At 26.5% G+C, this 2,614-nt stretch carries 7 protein-coding genes; all 7 read right to left on the bottom strand.

Annotation, left to right across the window (positions count from 1 at the left end; genetic code table 11):
- Positions 1 to 480 (bottom strand): phage virion morphogenesis protein, encoded by a 480-nt coding sequence (locus tag AJ885_RS07560; RefSeq protein WP_052800544.1) that lies wholly within the window; start codon positions 478 to 480, stop codon positions 1 to 3.
- The gene (locus tag AJ885_RS07565; protein ID WP_021358120.1) at positions 467 to 658 is read right to left on the bottom strand and encodes a hypothetical protein; all 192 of its coding nucleotides are present in this window, start codon (positions 656 to 658) and stop codon (positions 467 to 469) included. The genes AJ885_RS07560 and AJ885_RS07565 overlap by 14 nt, the downstream gene beginning before the upstream one ends.
- A gap of 42 nt (positions 659 to 700) precedes the next feature.
- Entirely contained in the window at positions 701 to 1,138 is a 438-nt protein-coding gene (locus AJ885_RS07570) for a hypothetical protein (protein WP_070280526.1), read from the bottom strand.
- The gene (locus AJ885_RS07575) at positions 1,135 to 1,314 is read right to left on the bottom strand and encodes a hypothetical protein (protein WP_002864977.1); all 180 of its coding nucleotides are present in this window, start codon (positions 1,312 to 1,314) and stop codon (positions 1,135 to 1,137) included. The genes AJ885_RS07570 and AJ885_RS07575 overlap by 4 nt, the downstream gene beginning before the upstream one ends.
- Positions 1,315 to 1,427: 113 nt before the next feature.
- Entirely contained in the window at positions 1,428 to 1,835 is a 408-nt protein-coding gene (locus tag AJ885_RS07580) for a YopX family protein (RefSeq protein ID WP_070281029.1), read from the bottom strand.
- 10 nt (positions 1,836 to 1,845) lie between these two features.
- A complete protein-coding gene (locus AJ885_RS07585) occupies positions 1,846 to 2,277 on the bottom strand; it encodes a hypothetical protein (RefSeq protein WP_070281031.1) in 432 nt (143 codons plus the stop codon).
- The gene (locus AJ885_RS07590; RefSeq protein WP_070281033.1) at positions 2,274 to 2,546 is read right to left on the bottom strand and encodes a hypothetical protein; all 273 of its coding nucleotides are present in this window, start codon (positions 2,544 to 2,546) and stop codon (positions 2,274 to 2,276) included. The genes AJ885_RS07585 and AJ885_RS07590 overlap by 4 nt, the downstream gene beginning before the upstream one ends.
- Between the last annotated feature and the right edge of the window lie 68 nt (positions 2,547 to 2,614).

Raw genomic sequence — 2,614 nt, forward strand, 5'->3', positions numbered from 1 at the left:
TTATTTTAAAGTCTGCTTAAACAAAGTCCAAAGCATATCCTTAGTTTCTTCTTCCATTGCTCTGGCTACTCTTTTGTTTATATTTAAATTTTCATCGATGGGTAAAAAAGGTCTTGCTATTACATTTTTAGAGCCAAATTGATGCACTCTGGCATACGCAAAGCCTTTATAGGTGGCATTAAGTGCTACAAAAGCTCTATCATTTTCCACTCCACTATGTAAAGAGCTTTGCATAGAGCCTGTTGCAAAAAGCTTTTTAGTATGCATGATCTTTTGTGCTTTTCTTGAATTTAATGTACTTTGCTTTAAAGGTGCCCATTTTTTAGCATTAGAGTCTTGTTCTTTTTCTAGATTTTCTTTGCTTTCTTTATAAAGTGTTTCAGCAATTATTTCTTTTAAGATAATCTGCTTTTGTTCGTTTTCTAAATTTTCACATTTCTTTAAAAGATTTTCAAGACCCTTTAATTCAAAGCGTTTCATCAAAAAGTCCTTTTTGAGTTTCTTTTATATAGTATTTTGCCCAATTGTCTACTTTTATAAGTTCAATAGACATAAAAGTGTATCCGCACTTAATACATCTTCTAAATCTTTCATTGGTGTCTGATTTTATAGTTTTTAAAACTTTAGTTTTATCATTCGCACATCTAGGACAGATCAAAATAAATCCTTTAAAAAAGCTTTTAAAGGATTATATCTATTTTTAATTATTTTTTTTAGTTTTAACAATCTTTTCTAAAACTACAAGCATTATAGTGCAGTCTTTTTTGCTAAGAGTTTCAAGAGAGTATATATCTTTTTTTAAAGTTTTTTTACAAAGTTTGTAAAAACTAAAAATAGGCATTTTTGTTTGTTTTAATAAAGCTTTTAAATAAAAAAATTGTTTATTAGAACTAGCTTTTTTAAGCATTAATCTACCCTTAAAATCAGGTACGAAGTTTATATCATCTTTAATTTTACCATCAAAAATATCAAGCAAGATTTTAAGTTCATCTATGCTTAAATCTTTTGAGCTTAAAACCTCAAATCTTAAAGCTAAAAAATCTTGCCAAGCATTATTTTCTTTATAATATAAATACTCTTTGTGCATGTGTATTTTAGCTAGAAGTTGTTTTCTAAGCATTGCTTGTTTAGGACTCATAGCAAACCTCTTATATAGAGTTCTTTTTTTAAAAAGCTTCTACTAAGCCCACTTACACGAGAGAGCTTGGCTATATTTACTTTGCCATTTTTGTGTTTATAAAAGCCATTTTCATCATTTAAAACATCTTTTAAAAGTGTTTTAAAAGCCCTTAAAGCACCATTTCTTTTACTCATCTTTTCTTTCCTTGCTAAATAAAACTTAATCAAACCCACTAATTAGTGAGTTTTGTTAAATTTTTTGGCTTTTTTAACATATTTCATTTTTATGTTAAAATTTTTAATATTTTTTAACATTTCAAAAGTTCAGGATTTTCATGGATATTGCCAATGACACTCATATTTTTATCTGAAACAAGCATTTTTAACAAATTGATATCAGCAGGATTTTTTTTCCTATAAAGGTTTTCATTACAGTCTTTATCATAGATGATTATTTTAAACATTTTATAAGTATTATCTCTTGTAATATAATAAATTTCTTCAAGCGATTCATTTTTGATAATATCATTTTCATAGATTTTATTTCCGTTTTTATCAAAATAGCCAGTCCATAGCTCGATTTCAAATTTATTTCCATTAAGATGCGCCACTCTAGTTAATACATCAATCATTAAAAGAGAAATAAGCGGCTTATTTGTTTCATATCTCTCAGTTTCGTTGTTCCAAATCCTAAAATCAAAATCTTGTAGTTTCATTATCTATCCTTTAAAAAAACTTTTTAAAAAAGCCTTTGTTGCTTTGTTCGTTTTCATGCTCTTTTACAAGTTTATTAATAATTTCAACTAATTCGCTTTTTTCTAAAATTTGTGTAATTTCATCATCTAATCTAAAAACTATGTCTTCTTTTTTTCTACTTTCTAAAAAAGCAAGTGTTTTAAGTAAATTATTACCTATAACCCCACAAAGTTTTTGCATTGAAATATCTATATCATTAAGTATTTTTATAGTTTTTGAATTTTGTTTTACACCAAAAAGATAATGGTATTCAACTTCTTTGCTTTGAAATATTTCAAAACATTGCGTATATTGTTCTCCATTAAAAATCTCAAGAACAACAAAATTTTCATCTTGAAATATTCTAAAACTCTTAATTGTTTCTGCTAAGATATAAGTATTATTAATTTTGACTGATTTCATTTGTTATCTCCATTTATGCTTTTTATAGTTTTTTGCCATTCCTCATCGCTTTTAAACTCATTATTAAGTTCTTTTAAAAGTTTAAGTGCTTCATCATTAGACAAATTAGAAAGAATAGCTCTTATTCTTTCTAATGGCTTGATATCCTTATGGATAATTCCAAAGAATTCCTCTTGCTCTTTTGTGCTTAAATCTTCAAAAAGTTTAGCCAAATCATGAGCGTAAAAATCTTCTAAATCACTCGCATCTATGCTTACATTGACATACATTTTTTATCCTTTTGTTTTAAATTAAGTTTTAAAAACTTAATCAAATCCGCCTTAGCGGACTTGTTAAA

Origin of the sequence: Campylobacter sp. BCW_6464 (genome assembly GCF_001762775.1) — a bacterium.
Classification (GTDB): domain Bacteria; phylum Campylobacterota; class Campylobacteria; order Campylobacterales; family Campylobacteraceae; genus Campylobacter_D; species Campylobacter_D jejuni.

Coding starts and splice junctions, on each gene's coding strand:
- AJ885_RS07560 (WP_052800544.1), bottom strand. CDS start 480: ATGAAACGCTTTGAATTAAAGGGTCTTGAAAATCTTTTAAAGAAATGT.
- AJ885_RS07570 (WP_070280526.1), bottom strand. CDS start 1,138: ATGAGTCCTAAACAAGCAATGCTTAGAAAACAACTTCTAGCTAAAATA.
- AJ885_RS07575 (WP_002864977.1), bottom strand. CDS start 1,314: ATGAGTAAAAGAAATGGTGCTTTAAGGGCTTTTAAAACACTTTTAAAA.
- AJ885_RS07580 (WP_070281029.1), bottom strand. CDS start 1,835: ATGAAACTACAAGATTTTGATTTTAGGATTTGGAACAACGAAACTGAG.
- AJ885_RS07585 (WP_070281031.1), bottom strand. CDS start 2,277: ATGAAATCAGTCAAAATTAATAATACTTATATCTTAGCAGAAACAATT.
- AJ885_RS07590 (WP_070281033.1), bottom strand. CDS start 2,546: ATGTATGTCAATGTAAGCATAGATGCGAGTGATTTAGAAGATTTTTAC.